Source organism: Flavobacterium sp. DG2-3, from assembly GCF_030730925.1.
Lineage (GTDB): Bacteria > Bacteroidota > Bacteroidia > Flavobacteriales > Flavobacteriaceae > Flavobacterium.
This window is the reverse complement of the sequence record NZ_JAVAMB010000007.1, coordinates 172590-189155: the sequence shown is the minus strand read 5'-3', so window position 1 is coordinate 189155 and position 16566 is coordinate 172590. Positions and strand designations below refer to the sequence as shown.

General features: G+C 39.5%; 15 protein-coding genes. 13 read left to right on the top strand and 2 right to left on the bottom strand.

Going from position 1 to position 16566, the window contains the following annotated elements; genetic code table 11:
* Positions 1 to 5: 5 nt before the first annotated feature.
* On the bottom strand, positions 6 to 374 hold the full coding sequence (locus Q9Q97_RS12090) for an STAS/SEC14 domain-containing protein (RefSeq protein ID WP_306157313.1): 369 nt from the start codon (positions 372 to 374) through the stop codon (positions 6 to 8).
* 205 nt (positions 375 to 579) lie between these two features.
* Here Q9Q97_RS12090 and Q9Q97_RS12085 point away from each other — a divergent pair, with 205 nt between their 5' ends.
* From Q9Q97_RS12085 to Q9Q97_RS12070, 4 genes are all read left to right on the top strand, one after another.
* Positions 580 to 1194 (top strand): ferritin-like domain-containing protein, encoded by a 615-nt coding sequence (locus Q9Q97_RS12085; RefSeq protein WP_306157310.1) that lies wholly within the window; start codon positions 580 to 582, stop codon positions 1192 to 1194.
* 104 nt (positions 1195 to 1298) lie between these two features.
* A complete protein-coding gene (locus Q9Q97_RS12080) occupies positions 1299 to 1565 on the top strand; it encodes a hypothetical protein (protein ID WP_306157308.1) in 267 nt (88 codons plus the stop codon).
* A 260-nt stretch (positions 1566 to 1825) separates the two neighbouring features.
* Complete coding sequence (locus tag Q9Q97_RS12075) at positions 1826 to 1996, top strand: hypothetical protein (RefSeq protein ID WP_306157307.1); 171 nt, start codon at positions 1826 to 1828, stop codon at positions 1994 to 1996.
* 214 nt (positions 1997 to 2210) lie between these two features.
* Positions 2211 to 3623 (top strand): MFS transporter, encoded by a 1413-nt coding sequence (locus Q9Q97_RS12070; protein WP_306157451.1) that lies wholly within the window; start codon positions 2211 to 2213, stop codon positions 3621 to 3623.
* A 144-nt stretch (positions 3624 to 3767) separates the two neighbouring features.
* Here Q9Q97_RS12070 and Q9Q97_RS12065 read toward each other — a convergent pair whose 3' ends face one another.
* On the bottom strand, positions 3768 to 4565 hold the full coding sequence (locus tag Q9Q97_RS12065) for an SDR family oxidoreductase (RefSeq protein WP_306157305.1): 798 nt from the start codon (positions 4563 to 4565) through the stop codon (positions 3768 to 3770).
* Between the two features lie 563 nt (positions 4566 to 5128).
* On the opposite strand from Q9Q97_RS12065, the gene Q9Q97_RS12060 reads away from it, so the two are divergent.
* The 9 genes from Q9Q97_RS12060 to Q9Q97_RS12020 all read left to right on the top strand — a co-directional run bounded on the left by Q9Q97_RS12060 (position 5129) and on the right by Q9Q97_RS12020 (position 16552).
* The gene (locus tag Q9Q97_RS12060; RefSeq protein ID WP_306157303.1) at positions 5129 to 6637 is read left to right on the top strand and encodes a DEAD/DEAH box helicase; all 1509 of its coding nucleotides are present in this window, start codon (positions 5129 to 5131) and stop codon (positions 6635 to 6637) included.
* 66 nt (positions 6638 to 6703) lie between these two features.
* Positions 6704 to 7360, top strand: a complete 657-nt coding sequence (locus Q9Q97_RS12055) for a DUF6766 family protein (protein ID WP_306157301.1) — start codon at positions 6704 to 6706, stop codon at positions 7358 to 7360.
* Positions 7361 to 7424: 64 nt separating this feature from the next.
* Positions 7425 to 9614 carry a hypothetical protein gene (locus tag Q9Q97_RS12050; RefSeq protein WP_306157299.1) on the top strand — a complete coding sequence of 730 codons (2190 nt, stop codon included), beginning with the start codon at positions 7425 to 7427 and terminating at the stop codon, positions 9612 to 9614.
* Between the two features lie 153 nt (positions 9615 to 9767).
* The gene (locus Q9Q97_RS12045; protein ID WP_306157298.1) at positions 9768 to 10133 is read left to right on the top strand and encodes an SPW repeat protein; all 366 of its coding nucleotides are present in this window, start codon (positions 9768 to 9770) and stop codon (positions 10131 to 10133) included.
* Between the two features lie 193 nt (positions 10134 to 10326).
* On the top strand, positions 10327 to 10812 hold the full coding sequence (locus Q9Q97_RS12040) for a (2Fe-2S)-binding protein (protein ID WP_306157296.1): 486 nt from the start codon (positions 10327 to 10329) through the stop codon (positions 10810 to 10812).
* The gene (locus tag Q9Q97_RS12035; protein WP_306157293.1) at positions 10805 to 11824 is read left to right on the top strand and encodes a xanthine dehydrogenase family protein subunit M; all 1020 of its coding nucleotides are present in this window, start codon (positions 10805 to 10807) and stop codon (positions 11822 to 11824) included. The genes Q9Q97_RS12040 and Q9Q97_RS12035 overlap by 8 nt, the downstream gene beginning before the upstream one ends.
* A 16-nt stretch (positions 11825 to 11840) precedes the next feature.
* The gene (locus tag Q9Q97_RS12030; RefSeq protein WP_306157291.1) at positions 11841 to 14084 is read left to right on the top strand and encodes a xanthine dehydrogenase family protein molybdopterin-binding subunit; all 2244 of its coding nucleotides are present in this window, start codon (positions 11841 to 11843) and stop codon (positions 14082 to 14084) included.
* A gap of 341 nt (positions 14085 to 14425) precedes the next feature.
* Positions 14426 to 15589, top strand: a complete 1164-nt coding sequence (locus Q9Q97_RS12025) for a sorbosone dehydrogenase family protein (RefSeq protein WP_306157289.1) — start codon at positions 14426 to 14428, stop codon at positions 15587 to 15589.
* A gap of 3 nt (positions 15590 to 15592) precedes the next feature.
* Positions 15593 to 16552, top strand: a complete 960-nt coding sequence (locus Q9Q97_RS12020; RefSeq protein WP_306157288.1) for an SMP-30/gluconolactonase/LRE family protein — start codon at positions 15593 to 15595, stop codon at positions 16550 to 16552.
* Positions 16553 to 16566: the final 14 nt, after the last annotated feature.

Below are 16566 nucleotides of genomic sequence, written 5' to 3'. Positions count from 1 at the left end.
AGTTTTTATTTTTCTCCCGTTTCTACCCATTTTAAAGCTTGGCTGATGGCATCTCTTTTAAAGCCTTTAAATTCGCCCGGTACCAAATAGCCGAAACCTTTTGTAAAGGTAATTGCTTTTTCATAATCGGTTACAATAGCAGCTCTATTCCATTTTCCTAAATTTTTGAGGCCAAACAAAGCATCTTCCATCCAAGCAGAGGCTGTGAAATTTTTGATTTCAGTATCTATTAGAAGTAGAAAGTTGATTTCATTTATTTTTTTTACCAATCTGGTTACTTCAGGGACGAGCACGTTTTTATAATCTTCTGCTGTTATTACGCCTACTGCTCTGAAGGCGGCTGTATTTTCAGGCCCATCGATAATCTGTATCATAATAAGTAGATTTTAAAGTTCAGCTAAATGTAGCAACAGTTTCAATACGGTATTTATAGAATAATTTTTCGGATTTATAGAATATCTATTTCATAAACAATGCTTTATGGTTGTTATTTTATAAGACATAAAATGAATTCCATAAAAATGAACCTTTTTTAAATCCTAATTTTGAAAAAGTTAATTATTAAAAAAAAGTATTATTATGAAAACTACAGAAACTAAAAAAGCGAGCACTAAAAAAGCTCCTGCAAAACAAAGCGGCGCAAAAACAGCATCTAAAGGAAGAACAGTAAAAGCAAAGTCGGATGCTGCTGAAGGTTTGAGAGAATTATTTGTAGATTCTTTAAAAGATATTTACTGGGCAGAAAAAGCTTTGACAAAAGCGCTTCCGAAAATGGCTAAAAATGCCACCTCAGAAAATCTAATTAGTGCGATCAACGAACATTTAACGGTTACACAAGGACAAGTGGAAAGACTGGAACAAGTTTTTAAAATTCTGGGAGAAAAAGCGGCTGCAAAAAAATGCGATGCTATGGAAGGCTTAATCAAAGAAGGAGAAAGCATTATGGAGGAAACTCAGCAAGGGCCTGTACGTGATGCGGGAATTATCAGTGCTTCTCAAAAAATTGAGCATTACGAAATTGCTTCATACGGAACACTTGCAGCTTTTGCTTTGACTTTAAACGAAGAAGATGCCGCGGCTTTATTGCAGCAGACTTTAGAAGAAGAGAAAGAAGCCGACACTATCCTGACAGAAGCGGCTTACAATACAATCAATTTCGATGCTACTGAGGAAGATCAGCAAAGTGAAGAATAATGGACTGTAGATTTAGATAAAAACCTTTAAATAAGTGCCATCCTATTTACAGGTTTTTTGACAATAACGAGTGATTTAATTTGATATCATTTAAAAGATGCATTATGGAAATTTTCAACAATAATAAAGAATCACAATCTGATAGGGAAAATCAAATGCCCAAATGGAATCCAATTCCGGGAGAAGAATTGTTTTTTTCTGACAAGGAAGAAAACGAAAAAGGAGAAAACCAAAGAGATCCCGCTCAAAAACCAAATACTGGAGACTGGGAAAATGAGGATGAGTTTGAAGAAACTGAAAGAGACGAAAACCGAGGCAACGACAATAGCGGCGGGGCAGGAAGTTCAGGAAGCGCATCTACCAACAGTTAATAAAAATAGAGACTTAAAAAATTAAAACACGAATTTCACGAATAGACACTATTACTTGTGAATTATTTGCAAAAATCTGTGCTAGTTCGTGAAATTCGCATTTTAATTTATAAGCAACATTCATTTTTATATCAGGCACGTATTAAAACAGAACCCATAAATTTTCCTGTCATAATATTAGAAAACGAAAAAACCGAAGGAAAAACTGCCAAAGCAATCGAGGAACAGAGGTCAAAAAATACATTCAGATATCTATTTGTATGGTCCCTAGCATCGATGGGAACATCGCTTGCCTTAAAATGTTTGGTAAAAATCACAGCGTACTATCTGTAGGACAATGGGCAGCGCCATTTTTACTTTTAGGGATTTATAATAAGCTTGTAAAGCAGGGAGGTCATGATTCTCAAGACAATGCTAATAATGATTTCTAAAAATTAAAACTGTTATAATAAATAAAGCTGCCGTATAAATGCAGCTTATTTATTTGTAAAATCTTTAAGCGTCCAAAGCTTTGCAGTTACAATGATGAAAACTTATCGATGCTAATTATATAAGGGATTTATTAAAAAACTGTAATTTTAAGGGATTGTATTTTTGGAATTTTATAAAAGGACAATAATGCTGTTGTTTCTTTAATTGCTCCGCATGATTACAAAAGAAGAAAAGAACATCGCTAAAGAAAAGAAGAAAAGAACGGCAGTACATTTACTTCCATGGGTTACTGCTGTGGCTATGTTTATACAATCGCTGGACGGGACGATTCTCAATACTTCGCTACCCTCCATTGCCAAGGATATGCAATATTCGCCTACTCAAATGCATTCTGTAATTGTAACTTATGCATTGACTCTTGCTTTATTTATTCCGCTTTCGGGCTGGCTGGCAGATAAGTTTGGCACAAGGACCATGTTTATGATTGCTGTTGCTTTATTTGTCGCAGGTTCGTTATGCTGCGCACTTTCCGGAAGCTTATTAACGTTCAATTTATCCCGCGTGCTTCAAGCTATTGGCGCTTCAATGATGGTGCCGATTGCGCGATTGGCCATATTATATCAATATCCCAAAAGCAAACTTTTAAAAACCATGAATTTTATAACCATTTTTGGTCTTTTGGGAATGGTGGTCGGACCAAGTCTGGGCGGTTTTCTTTCCGATAATCTATCCTGGCATTGGATTTTTTTAGTGAATGTTCCAATTGGACTTATTGGGATCTCGATGGCCAAAAGGATTATGCCCAATTTTAAAAAAGCCGTCGGTAAGTTTGATTTCCGTGGTCTGATGTATTTCAGCTTTGCATTAATCGTGATTACAATGATTTTAGAACTCCTAAGCAGCGGTCTGACGAATTGGTTTATTATTTTGGGAGGGCTGTTTCTTTTTAATGCTCTTGCAGCATTGTATTATTACCATTATAAAAGAACAGAAAAACCCATTATTGATCTCAGACTGTTAAATATTAAAACACTTAGGGTAGGACTTGCTGGAAGCCTTATAACCCGACTGGGGATCGGAGGGCTGCCTTTACTGCTGCCTCTTATGCTGCAGACAGGATTTGGATATTCGGCTTCAGTTTCAGGGTTATTGTTGCTGCCGTCGGCTCTTGCTAATGTGGCTATTAAGCCTTTTATGGTTCGTATTATAAAAGTTTTAGGGTACCGAAATGTACTGGTCAGCAATACAGTGCTTCTTGGAATTGTTTTGATTGTCTTAGGTTTTGTCGAAAGAGACACGCCATTAGGTTATTATATCATTTTAATGGTTTTTTATGGCTTTTTTACTTCCATCCAAATGTCGGCAATGAATACCATTACGCTTGTGGATTTGGATGAGAATACCAAAAGCGGCGGTAATACCATGCTCGTTATCATGCAGCAGCTTTCTATTAGTTTTGGTGTTTCTGCAGCAAGTCTTGTGCTTTCTTTCTTCGGATCAGAACATTTGGGATTCAGTATTGCGCAATCTTTTCATTATACATTTATTGTGTTGGCAATTATAACTATTCTTTCAAGTGTTACTTTCAGAAGACTTAGTGATTCTGACGGACGTGGTTACATGTAAGGTATTTAATATAGAATCAGAAGCTTTATTGGCAGCAGGACTGGTATTTGTATTCAGGATAAATTTTTATTGTATGGCCATATAATGAATAAGCCTGCTGCAGTTAGCAGCAGGCTTTTTATATGCCGAAAAGAATTCATTTAGCTATTCTCCATTAACTGGTTTTTGCTGTTCTTTCATCACTTCTGCGCTTAAGCTGTCCGAAAGTACGTTGCTCATTCCCACCTTTAATTTATTGCTAAATCCTGATATTATTCTATCCTTATTGTTCATTAAAGCATTGTAGCCGTCTTTAGCCACATCTGCAGGATCGGCTAACGAGTCCTTATCCTGGACAGCTTTACTTTCATTCATGCCAGCTTTGTTGAAAAAGTCTGTATCTGTAGGGCCTGGAAGTAAAGCAGTAACTGTAATGTTGGTGCCTTCCAGCTCAGATCGAAGCGCTTCGGAAAAGGAAAGAATAAAAGCCTTGGTACCATGGTATACCGACTGCCAAGGACCGGGAGCTTTACTGGCTATCGAAGCCACGTTAAGAATTCTGCCTTCATTTCGGAGCAGCATTTTAGAAAGGAAATGTTTGGCGAGTATTATTGGTGCATTAATATTGAGATGCACTATATCCAATTCCCGATTAAGATCAGTGTCCTTAAAAAGGCCGTAAACACCCTGCCCGGCATTGTTGACCAGAATATTGACTTCAATATTGCTTTGTTCCAATTCGTCGCATAAACCAAAAACTTCTTCGGTTATAAAAAGATCCCTCGCAGAAGTAATGGCCTTAATTCCATACAGTCTGAGTTCTTGAGCGACTGTATCTAGTTCATTCTGGCTTCTGGCAACAATAACAAGATTATAGCCGTCCTTGGCAAAAAGCTTTGCAAGTTCGTAGCCGATTCCCTGCGTGGCACCTGTGATAAGTGCATATTGATGATTATTTTCCATAACTTTAAATTTAAATTAAGAATTCAATTTAAAAAAATCATTTCGTTGACAATTATATAATTACAGTTTGTAGTTGTAATATGAGCATTAGATTTTCTTTATTGAGGTCCTATAAATTTCAGTTCTGTTGTTTAAAAAGCTTTGGCAGCAGAATACGCTGCTCCATCGGCAAATAGAATAGAGTGATCGTATAAAAATCAGCATTTATAATTGTAATATTCAAAATCAATTAAAGGGATAATATTATAATAAACCCTCAAAATCATGTAAGTAAGATTGAAACGTCTAATTTAAATTTACTCAAATTCCTTATTGCAAAACTTGATTTGTTAATTGGAGGAGACCTGAACTTAATTATTTAATCTTTCCGCTATGTTTAGAAAAGGACAGAATGTGGAAGAAGGAATCCGTAGCTCAGGTTATGGAAGTAATAGGTTTTGAGCCTGAGGTGATTCAAAAGCTGATAACCAACGGGAAGATGAAAAAAGAACAATTGCAACTGGAAAATTTATAGAATGCCAGCTTTCCTGTGGAAGAATGAATTATTAAAAAAAATCAAAGCAATGAAAACAGATACGCACCCTAAAAATATATTCTACGCATATCAGGAAAAGGATATCCAGATTATTTTTGATGAGATGGAAAGCAGTGCAAAAAAGAAGCTTTTGTATCAATTGCCGACAGGAGGGGGAAAAACGGTGGTTTTCTGTGAAATTGCGAGGAAATATACGGCTCAGTTTGGTAAAAAAGCAATTATCCTGACGCACCGAAAAGAGCTATGCACGCAGACATCCAATACACTAAAAAAAATTGGTGTCAAAAACCACATTATAAACAGTGGAAGCGGTAATTTTAAAAAGGGTTTTGACTGTTATGTTGCCATGGTAGAGACGCTGCGCAACAGAATCAAATCAAAAAAAATTAAAACAGAAGATGTAGGGCTTGTTATAATTGATGAAGCCCATCATAATTCGTTCCGAAAATTAATGGGCAGCTTTAAAAAAGCATTTGTTATTGGCGTTACTGCGACACCTTTCAGTTCAGATATTTCTAAGCCTATGAACAAACAGTACAACTCATTGGTCACAGGCGAAAATATTGCAGAACTTATTGCTCAGGAGTATCTTGCCAAGCCGGAATCGTACGTTTATGAAGTAGAATTAAATTCGCTGAAAACAGGACTGCACGGCGATTATACAGTAAGTTCCTCTAATGAACTTTATGGTTCCGAGGTAATGCAGCAGTTATTATTAAAGGCTTATACCGAACATTCCAAAGGAAAAAAAACGCTGATTTTTAATAATGGAATTGCAGCCTCTCAAAAAGTGTATGAAACTTTTAAGAATGCCGGAATTTCCATAAGACATCTCGACAGCAAAACTTCCGGTGAGGAAAGAAAAGAAATCCTGAAATGGTTTAAGAAAACAAAAGATGCCGTTCTTACTTCGGTTTCAATTCTAACTACAGGATTTGATGAGCCTGCAGTGCAGAGTATAATACTGAACCGCGCCACTACGTCGATAACACTCTACCACCAGATGATAGGCAGGGGATCCCGAAGACTGCCAAATAAAAAAACTTTCTCTATTACCGATCTTGGCAATAATATTCAGCGTTTTGGCGCATGGGAAGAACCTGTTGACTGGAAATTTGTTTTTGAACATCCCGATACTTTTGCCAGACAGCTGCAATATCAGTCCAGTGGCAGTCCGTCAGTTCAGCCGCATCGATTTTCAGCAGAACTCAGGGCGCAGTTTCCCAACACCCTTGAAATGACTTTTGATATTGAAGAACATTACCAGGAAGCTGTTGATATGGATAAGAAACCTAAAACGGTTATCCAGGAATCTATCAGGCAGCACGCCAGAATGTGCCTCGATAATGCAGAAACGCTTTCTCAGGCTATTGCATTAGCGGAGGCTTTACAGCCTGAAATTGAATGGCGTGTGAAACAGTATGTAAAATGCCTTGAAAATGCCAGCAAAAATTATAAGCAGTGGCTCATGGAAGATTACCAGAACCGTTTAAAAGGACTGATTATAAAATTATATCCGAAAGTGAATGCTGCTTAGTATCAATGCAATTTGAGAAGTAAATGAATGAATTTTAAATTTTTAATGTTTTACTGTAATTGGCTTATGAAAACTTTTATACGCAACAACGGTCTATCGATCTGCATTCTATTATTATTTGTTTTTTCTTTTGCAGGACAAATTATTTTCGGTCTTAAAGAATATAATAAAGAACTTCTTGAAAATGGCGCTTCTACAGTTTCGCTGCTGGCCTATTTTTCAACAGGGCATTTTATAGAGTCCACTTTTGAGAATTGGGAAAGTGAATTTCTGCAAATGGCGCTTCTTGTAGTGTTAACTATTTTTCTGCAGCAAAAGGGGTCTTCAGAATCCAAAGATTTTGATAAAGAAGAGGAGGTTGACAGAGAGCCTTCTTCTAAAAGAAAAGGTGCTCCATGGCCAGTTAAGAAAGGTGGCTTGATTTTAGAAATCTACAAACATTCTCTTTCAATTGTTTTATTTTTACTTTTCCTGCTTTCCTTCGGGGCTCATTTCTATGGAAGCTTAAAGGATGAGAACCGGCAGCTTTCTTTAAAAGGAATGCCTCTGGAAACAGCTTCAAACTATATTGCCGATTCAAGGTTCTGGTTCGAATCCTTTCAGAACTGGCAGAGTGAATTCCTTTCTGTCTTTGCAATAATTGTACTTTCTATATTTTTACGCCAGATTGGTTCCTCCCAGTCAAAACCCGTAGATGCACCGCATATGGAAACAGGTGGGTAGTTTTTAACTTTTACTGCTATAAGCTTTATTACTCGAAAATTAATTCTTTTTAAACATAAATAATATGAATACCATTTCACCCTGGGCTGCCACAGTGCATGCCGATTTAGAAAACAGTGCTGTAATTTGGGAAAAAGAATGCCATAAATACAATTTCCAAGCTTATAATACGGGAGATTCCTTATGGATTGCGGTTACCTGGCCTGAGAGCGGAAAAATGGCTTTTCGTCCTGCTTTTGGAATGAACAGCTGTTTTGAAATAACCAATATGTTTGATGACGGCCAGACTCTTGTTGTCAACTTGGAAACAAGATTAGGCCAGTATGAAATTATTATAGCATTTCCGTCCGAAAACTCGGCAGTGCTCCATTATACAACTACTTTTAAAGCAAACCAGCCCTTACTGATTCCATTTTGGCCCAGAGATATTATTCCTTTAACACAAAAAGGAAGTGTGGAAAATACCAATGGAAAAATACACATGAACCAGATGGGGTCGCGCTCTGGCATTTTGTTCGCCAGCATGACCAAGCCAAAGACGGGATCTTTTTTTTACTTTCAGGATCTGGGTTCCTTAAGCGATTACTGCGAAGCCACGCAGACTACAGTTGATGACACTGTCTGCGGGAGCTGGCCCGAAATTGGATTCAGACTTCCGTCTGCAGAAGATAAGCCGCTGCCTGCCGGCAAGCCTTATATCATTTCCGATGCCTATGTATTATTTTCTGAGGGAATTATTGATGATGAAATAGCAGTAACGCACCAATTTTTAAATAATCTCGCAGGAGTCTACCGTTTGCTGCCGCACCCGGAAATTATTTACCATAACTGGCCGGAAATCACGCAAAACTGCCTTAACGATATTTACACTAACAAAGGCTGCTGGACCCAGACCAATGGTTCCCCTTATCTCAATGCGTACCTCTGCGATTATGATACGCCTGCCGAAGTTATGGTGCAGCTTGCCGTATTGATGCCTTTAAATGAACTGAAACATTGGTATGGAGGAACGCATCCGGTTTATAATGAACTATTTAACGGTCTGGAGGCCTTCTATGACCAAAAGGTAAAAACGATTAACCGATGGCTCCCTGCGCTTAATGGCCAGCTTGATAATTCGGAGATCCAGAAAAAAGAAATGGTCATGGATTCCTGGTATCTGTATCATCCGCTGATGAACCTCACCAGGCTTGCACTGAAAGGAGAAAAAAAAGCGGAAGAACTCGTTTTGAAATCAATTGAATATGCCATAAAGGTCGCGCATCATTTTAATTATGAATGGCCCGTGTTCTATAAAATGGATACTTTGGAAGTGATACGCAGGGAAACCGAACCCGGGAAAGGAGGCGAAAAAGATGTACCGGGCTCGTATGCACATTTAATGCTATTGGTGTACCGACTGACGAACGATAAACGCTATCTGAACGAAGCAGAAAAATCGGTTAAAAAGCTTGAGGGCCGTGGATTTGATATTTTTTATCAGGCCAACAATACAGCCTTTTCGGCAGGGGTACTATTGGAATTGTTTAAAATCACAGGCAAAAAAGAGTATCTGGATTTGAGTTATGCCTGTTTGGCATGCCTGTTTAAGAACATGCAAATATGGGACTGCCAGTACGGATACGGTAAAAATTACCCCAATTACTTTTCTGTTTTTCCTCTCAACAATGCGCCTTACACCGCCGCTTATGAGGAAATGGAAGTATATGCGGCGCTTTCAGAATATCTCATACAGGCGGCGGAAATTGATCTGCTGCCTTCTCTAAAAATCCTTATTGCGGAATTTATAAAATATGCGGTAGGAAGACTGCCGTTCTACTATCCAACAAAATTGCCTGCGGAAATGATTTCCGAAGAAGTAAAAACCGGAGAAATACAAAAGGAGCTTTGGATTCCCCTCGAAGACCTTTACAGCGGCTGGGAAAAAAGCGGGCAGGTGGGACAGGAAGTTTATGGTGCAGGTGTTGGTTTTGGCGCCATGGTACGACAATATCATCAGGTTAAAAATGAAGACTTTTTACTATTTCTGGATTATCCGCTTATAAACTACAGGAAATCAAAACAGACTTTGCGCTTTACCGTTCTGGGATCTGTAGAATTTCAGTGCAATTTTAAGATTGTTCTTAATGATAATAACAATATAAAAATGCAGGTTTTTGAGCAAAATCAAATAATTGAACCGAAAGTAAAATCGAAAATGCTGCTGGAATATACCGTTGCCGGAGGAAGCGCCATTAAAGTATCTTGGAATTAACCTATTGGATTTGTGAAATTTTAAAACAATAATATCATCTCACAGTAATTTTAAAACCTTCTAAGCTCCTTAAATTATATAAACAGCAAAGTAAAAAATGTAAATTTTCAAAAGGCCTGCGGGGGTAACTTTGCTTAATAAATTATTAAAGTTATGAAATTTTTAGAAACAAAACTCCACGGTTATCTGGACTACTCAATAGGGCTGCTGCTTCTATTTATGCCATCTTTATTTCGTTTGGAAGCACATACCGCACAGAGTCTCATTTTTTATATATTCGGGATCTTCACCATCTTTCTAAGCCTGCAGACAGATTACGAAGCTGGGATATATAAGCTGCTTCCAATGGAAGCTCACATTGTTATTGAAATACTATCCGGTTTATTTTTTGCGCTTTCGCCATGGATATTCGGTTTTGCAGGGAAGGTATTTCTGCCTCATTTACTATTTGGCAGCATTGCTGTTTTTTTAGCATTAGCTACAAAAACGCAAAACAGCATTTTTCAGAGATTATTCTGATTTTAAACTTTCAGAATATTTATATAGCAAAGGCAGAGTCATAAGCTCTGCCTTTTTTTGCGCAAGATTAAATGTCTCGCCAATATTGTTGTAAGAATTATGTAACGATGAAAGTCTAAAGTATAAGTAAATCTGAAATTACTTAACGAGCTTTGTTAATCGATGTATTTTACACTTTTGTAAACAATTCATTATGAAAAATAATTTTTCGATTCTCACTTCTCTCACGATCAATAATAAAGATTATAAGCTGGAGCTTCTTCCCTGGGTTTCATTATTAGATGCGCTTCGCGAACGGCTTAATTTAACCGGTACAAAAAAAGGATGTGACCACGGACAATGCGGTGCGTGCACCGTTTTGTGCAACGGCCAGAGAATTTTAAGCTGCCTGACGCTGGCGGTGGCAAAAAACGGCAGTGAAATTATAACAATAGAAGGCATAGCAGACGGTTTGGAACTTCATCCGCTTCAGAAAGCTTTTATCAAGCACGATGCTTTTCAATGCGGCTATTGTACGCCTGGACAGATCTGCAGTGCTATTGGCATGCTGCAGGAGGGAAAAGCCCAGTCCCGTGAGCAGGTAAAAGAGCTCATGAGCGGTAATCTTTGCCGCTGCGGGGCTAATAAAGGAATAATAGATGCGATCATGCAGGTAAAAGAAGGGAGCGGTCATGAATAGTTTTGATTATAAAAAAGAAATTACAGTCAATGGAGCCATTAAAGCTGTATCCACTGATAATAAAGCGACGTTTTTAGCCGGAGGAACCAATATTATTGACCTTTGGAAATACAATCTGACAAATCCCGAAAAACTTATTGATGTAAATGATATAGCAGCACTCAATACTATTGAAGAACTTGACAATAATGGTGTCCGATTAGGGGCGTTGGTCAAAAATGCGGCGACGGCATATCATCCATTTATAGAAAAACGCTATCCTTTATTATCTAAAGCGATTCTTGCGGGCGCTTCGGCACAAATACGAAATATGGCAACAAACGGCGGCAATCTTTTGCAGCGCACCCGCTGTTATTATTTTTACGATCCGGATGTTCCCTGCAACAAACGCATGCCTGGATCAGGCTGTCCCGCTATTGGGGGCTGTAACCGTATGCATGCAATTTTAGGGACAAGCGAGCATTGCATTGCAGTTTTTCCCTCTGATATGTGCGTGGCCCTTGCCGCACTGGAAGCGGTGGTAAATGTAATGGGACCAAATGGAGAGCGACATATTCCTTTTGCTGATTTCCATAGACTACCCGGCGACACCCCGCATCTTGATAATAATTTACAGCAAGGCGAAATGATTACCTCAATTGATCTTCCGCCAAATCAGTTTTCAAAGCATTATGCTTATTTAAAATTGCGGGATCGCCATTCGTATGCTTTTGCATTGGTGTCTGTTGCAGCCGCTTTTGAAATGGATGGAAATGCGATATCTAAAGCCAGGATCGCTTTAGGCGGAGTTGCCCATAAACCATGGCGCGTACCTGAAGCAGAAGAACTGCTGAAAGGAAAAAAAGCAGCGGCAGAAAATTTTGCCTTGGCGGCTGAGCGTATCTTAGCGGGAGCAGTTGGAAGGGGAGATAATGATTTTAAGATACCTCTTGCCAAGCGGGCAATTATCAGGGCCTGCGAAATGGCTTTAGATCCAGAATCGCAAATTCCGGGGGCTGGCCCTTCACTTTAATCTAAAAATAAAAAGAATGGAAAATAGACCCTTAGTTGGACAGCCCCTCAGCCGGCTGGAAGGTTTTGAAAAAGTTACCGGAAGTGCCCAATATGCAGCAGAGCATAATGTTCCGGATCTCCTATACGGTTATGTAGTCAACAGTACAATTACAAAAGGAAAAATCTTAAGTATTGATGTCTCGGATGTACTCGCACTTCAGGGAGTTGTAAAGATATTTACGCACGAAAACCGTCCAAGCCTTGCCTGGTTCGATATACAATATGCAGATATGGATGCGCCTCCAGGAACGGTTTTTAAGCCATTGAGCGATAATAGTATCAGATATAATGGCCAGCCGATCGCTCTCATTGTGGCAGAAGATTTTGAGACGGCGCGTTATGCTTCAACTTTGATTAAGTTTGTTTATGAGGAAGAAACGTTTAATACGGTATTATCTCAAAATCAGGATAAGGCGCGAGAACCGAAAAAAGGAATGGCGACACCGCTGAAACCGCCTCCGCCAAAGCCAACGGGTAACTTTGAAGAGGCCTACGCAAGTGCAGAATTTACAGCTGCAGCCCAGTACCGTCACGGAACCGAACATCACAATCCGATGGAGCTCTTTGCAACAACCACTATTTATGAAGGCGATGGAAAATTGACCATTTATGATAAAACGCAGGGAACAATAAACAATCAGCTTTATGTAGCCAATGTTTTTGGCTTGAAATATAAAAATGTCAGAGTGCTGGCGCCGTATGTCGGAGGCGCTTTTGGGTCAGGCCTTCGTCCGCAGTATCAATTGTTTTTGTGCGTGCTGGCATCGTTGGAACTTAAAAGAAATGTTCGTGTTACACTCGAAAGAAAACAAATGTTCTCGTTTGGGCACAGACCTCAGGTAGTCCAGTCACTACGGTTCGGAGCCGACAATAGCGGAAAAGTAACAGCTATGAATCACAGCGCGGTTGGCGAGACTTCTGCTTATGAAGATTATAATGAAATTCTGGTTCCCTGGAGCCATAAACTGTATCCGGCTGCGAATACCTTATTTGAATATAAGCTGGCTCCGCTAGACCTTGCCACACCTATCGATATGAGAGCGCCGGGAGGAGTGAGCGGTATGCATGCAATTGAATGCATTATGGACGAACTGGCCTATAAATTGAATTTGGATCCTTTGGATTTTCGTCTTAACAATTATTCGCAAATTGATCCTTCCACGCAAAAACCTTTTACCAGCAAAGAATTAAAGCAATGTTACGAAAAAGGTGCCGAAAAATTTGGCTGGCATATGCGAAATCCAAAACCCGCAAGCACAAAAAAAGGAAATAGGCTGGTAGGCTGGGGTATGGCAACCGGCATTTGGGATGCATACCAATTTCCCGCCAGGGCTGGAGCTGCATTAACTAAAGAAGGCCGGCTGGAAGTGCATAATGCCACAACCGACATTGGCACAGGAACCCTGACCGCTATGACGCAGATAGCTGCCGATGAATTTGGGATTTCTGCCAATGAAGTATTGTTTTTTTATGGCGACAGCAAAAAGCCTTTTTCCATGTTTCAGGGAGGTTCAGCCATTACGTCTTCTACTGGTACGGCAATTGTCGCTGCCATCAGGGAACTAAAGAAGAAAATCATAAAGAAAATAAAAGATATGGATAATTCTCCTTTTGAAAAAATTCCAGAACATCAGATTGTTTTTCGAAACCGTGCCGTTAGTGTAGTAAATCAGCCGGATATTTTCATTTCATTTCAGCAGCTTATTAAAATTAATAATGGTAAAGAGTTTAAAGTTACCAAATTGGGAGGACCAGATCTGCTGAAACTCAGAAAATATAGCAAAGCGACTCATAGCGCTTCATTTGTTGAGGTTGAAATAGATAAAGATTTAGGAAGTATAACTGTTACTAGAGCTGTTACGGCGGTTGCAGCAGGAAAAATAATCAATCCGAAGACGGCAAAAAGCCAAATATTGGGCTCCATGATCTGGGGAATCAGCAAGGCACTGCACGAGGAAACGCTGATTGATCCAAATCTTGGAAAATATATGAATGCCAATCTGGGCGAATACCATATTCCTGTCCATGCAGACATTCCAGAAATGGAAGTTATTTTTGCTGAAGAAAACGATACGCTGATTAACGAATTGGGAATTAAAGGTGTCGGTGAAATTGGCATGACTGCAATTCCTGCGGCGATCGCTAACGCAATTTTCCACGCAACGGGTAAAAGGATCAATAACCTGCCAATTCATTTTGAAGATCTTATAAAAGAATAATATTTATATTTTACGATTGCACAGGCCACAGCATAAGGCAAATCGGTTCTACTATTTTTATTGCTTGTTTTTAGGCCCGATTATGCTGAAATTAAATTATTTGAAGACGTAAAAAAGATTTGTCACTTTTTTAACAAAGGATGTGAAGCTGCTTGCCGGTTCTGTGACTTCCTTTTAGAGTCTCCATCGGCCGTTTAAGGATAAAAGACTGTAAATCATATAATATTATTTTTAATATAATGTAAGGTTTTGACTTTCAGTGTTTAATAAATTTAACAAGCTTCACAAAATGAATATCTTTCAAAGTAATTGAACCGCAATATCAACACTTAACAATCCTTATGAAAACAAAAATCACTTTTATACTGCTTTTGGGTTTAAGCTGCATGTCTTATGCCCAAAAAGGGATTTCGCCCAAGGAAGACACAAAAAAAACGACAATCACCAATTTCCCAACACATTTAGAATACAGCACCGAATTGGCCTCGGGACTAAAAACTGCCCAGGGCTGGCAGGTAACTCCGGTGGCTAAAGGTTTAGGAAAACCTCGAATGCTGTATGTTGGCAAAAGCGGACAATTGTATGTAACCCGCCGCGATGCCGGCGATGTGCTGATGCTCAAAGACACTGATAAAGACGGCAGGTTTGATGATTTGATGCGTGTTGCTGATTTTCCGGGTGTTCACGGAATCACCTCAAAAGACAATTTTATGTATTTGTGCAATAACAGCAAAGTGCTTCGATATGCTTTAAACACAGATGGTACTTTTGGAAAAGTTGCTGATACGTTAATTAACGATCTGCCCAGCGGCGGACAGCACGCTAACCGGACTATGGATTTTGGGCCAGACGGCAAATTGTATATTTCTGTGGGAAGCGTCTGCAATGACTGCAAAGAAAGCGACAAAGAAACCGCTTCACTGCTTCAGGTGGATCCGCAGACCTGGAAAAGGACTTTATATGCATCGGGACTTCGCAATATGATAGGTTTTGACTGGCATCCCCAGACAAAAGAAATGTGGGGCGCGGACAATGGCGGAGATACAAAGGGCGACGACTGGCCGCCGGAAGAATTAAATCATATTGTACTGGGTGGCAATTACGGATTTCCTTTTGCTTATGGAAAACGTGTCGTTGACCAGAGCAGGGAAGATCCTGTGGGAAATACAAAGGAAGGATGGGTAAAAGCCACACAGCCTTCTGTAATGGAATTTCCCGCTCACAGCGCACCGATTGCGTTTGCCTTTTTTCAGCAGGGAAATAACAAAGGCGATGCACTGGTATGCTGGCACGGATCGTGGAACAGACAAAACCCGAGCGGATACAAAGTAGAAAGAATCAAATTTGACAAAAAAGGAAATCCAGTAAGCTCTGATGATTTTTTAAGTGGATTTTTAATTGGAAATGAGCGTTTTGGAAGACCTGCCGGTCTTGCCATTGGCAATGATGTAGTGTATGTTTCTGATGATGCAAATGGAATTATTTATGCCCTTAAACACAAATAAATTATGAAAAAGTTTATCATACTCATGCTGTCTGTTCAGGCAATCTGGGCACAGCAGCCTACAAAACGAATTGAATTTGAAGCGCCGGAATCATATCCGGAAGGGGTTGCTTTTGATAAAGCTTCGAATGCATTTTATGTTACTTCCGCGCGATTGGGAACCGTTGGAAAAGTAACCAGGGAGGGAAAATATACCGAATTGTATGCAGATAAATCTTTAAAGTCGACTTATGGGATAAAAGTGCATCCGGACGGAAAACGGCTTTTTTTCTGTGCAGCAGATGCCAATTACAGCAAATTCAGCACGCCCGAAACTAAAAAGAAGATGGCAAGACTGGTTTCTATTGATATAAAATCCGGAAAAAAATTGTCTGATACTGATTTGTCAGGCCTTGCTGCGGGAGAGCATTTCCCAAATGACCTGGCTTTTGACAAGCAGGGCAGCGTGTATGTTACGGACAGTTATGCCGATGTAATTTATAAAGCGGACACCAATGGAAAGGCAGCTGTTTTCAGCAGAAGCGAACTGTTAAAATCGGCCGGAGTAGGACCAAACGGAATTGTTTTTCATCCGCAGGGATTTTTAATTGTTGCCAATAACGGCACCGGTGCACTGGTAAAAATAGAACTTAATAATCCCGAAAAAGGCACTAAAGTTAAAATAGATCAGTTTTTTCCAAGTGCAGACGGACTTCTTCTAGACGATAATAATACCCTGACACTGGTGCAGAACGGCGGGGTAAATAAAATTTTCAAATTAATAACGGCCGATAACTGGACAACCGCACAGGTTGCAGAATCGACCTCTGTCGAAGACCGGTTTGCTTTTCCGTCAACGGCTGCAACAACTGGTTCGGAAACATGGATTATGAATGCCAATTTCAGCGAACTGACCGAAGGCAATAATGTTCCTTCAAAAAAATTCTCCCTGCAGCAGGCGGTGTTCAGTCCGGCAAAAAAATAAAATCAGACTAAAAA